General features: G+C 76.2%; 1 protein-coding gene and 1 pseudogene. Both read left to right on the forward strand.

The features are described from left to right. Window positions 1-76 precede the first annotated feature (76 nt). Window positions 77-799: a DedA family protein gene (locus tag ACFV0G_RS39605; RefSeq protein WP_380558860.1), complete on the forward strand. Its 723-nt coding sequence runs from the start codon at window positions 77-79 to the stop codon at window positions 797-799. Window positions 800-910: 111 nt separating this feature from the next. After that, window positions 911-1118, forward strand: a pseudogene (locus ACFV0G_RS39610) (hypothetical protein); the annotation flags it as partial.

Raw genomic sequence — 1118 nt, forward strand, 5'->3', positions numbered from 1 at the left:
GCCGTTGGACGGGCCGGTCTACAGTGGGGGGAGTGATCACGCGGCCCACTTCGACCCGACCGGGCGGGGGTGAGGGATGACCTCGGCGCTCGACTTCACCAGCGGATCCTCCCTGCTCGCGGCCTACGGCGCGCTCGCGGTGCTGCTGGTGACCTTTGTCGAGGCGGGCTTCCTGGTGGTCGGCTTCTTCGTGCCGGGCGACACCCTGCTCTTCCCGGCCGGCGTGCTCTGCGCGTCGGCCCCGGCCTCGGCCGCGCACCAGGGCCCGTACCTCTCGCTGTGGCAGGTGCTGCTCTGCGCGGCCGTCGGCTCGGTGGCCGGTACGCAGCTCGGCTATCTGATCGGGCGGCACGGCGGGCAGGGGCTGCTGGTGCGCACCCGCAGCGTCCGGCTCAAGAGCGCCGCGACCCGCTCCGAGGACCTGCTGGACCGGTACGGGCAGCGCCGGGCGATCGTGCTGGGGCGGTTCGTCCCGCTGGTGCGGTCGGTGCTCGGGCCGCTGGCGGGGGCCCTGCGGGTGCCGACCCGGACGTTCACGATCTGGCAGGTGGTCGGCGGGCTGCTGTGGACGCAGGGGACGGTGCTGGCCGGCTACGCGCTCGGCACCTCCGTGCCCGGTATCGACTCCTATCTGCTGCCGGTGGTGCTGGGCGTGGTCGCCCTGTCGTTGCTGCCGCTGGTGTTCTCACGCCGGCGCAAGGGCCGCACCGGGGCGGACGGTGCCGCCGACGGCGCCGGGTCCGACGACGACGGCGCGGCCGACCGGTCCGGTGCCCAGGACACCGAGGACGCGCGCTGACCTGCCCGGCGGGCGCCGCGCAGCGGGCGGCGGCCACGGGCCGGGTGTCACCGATAGGGGTGATCGTCAGCGGGAACGTAACCGATCGCCGCCCGTAGACGTTCATCCGGTATGACCATCCCATCCGGCCGTACACCATCGAACCGGACCGGCACGGCGGTGCTCGACGGTGCGGGCCGCCGCACCCGGCGGGCACGCCTGGCCCTCGCGCGGGCCCGGGAGCGGGGCCCCGCGGGGCGGCGGCGCCTGATGGCCGCCCACCACGCCGGGGGCCAGTACCGGGGGCGCGGCGACCGGGCCGGCGGCCCGCCGGCCGGGC

This window comes from Kitasatospora sp. NPDC059571, assembly GCF_042735675.1.
In the GTDB taxonomy this organism is placed as follows: Bacteria; Actinomycetota; Actinomycetes; order Streptomycetales; family Streptomycetaceae; genus Kitasatospora.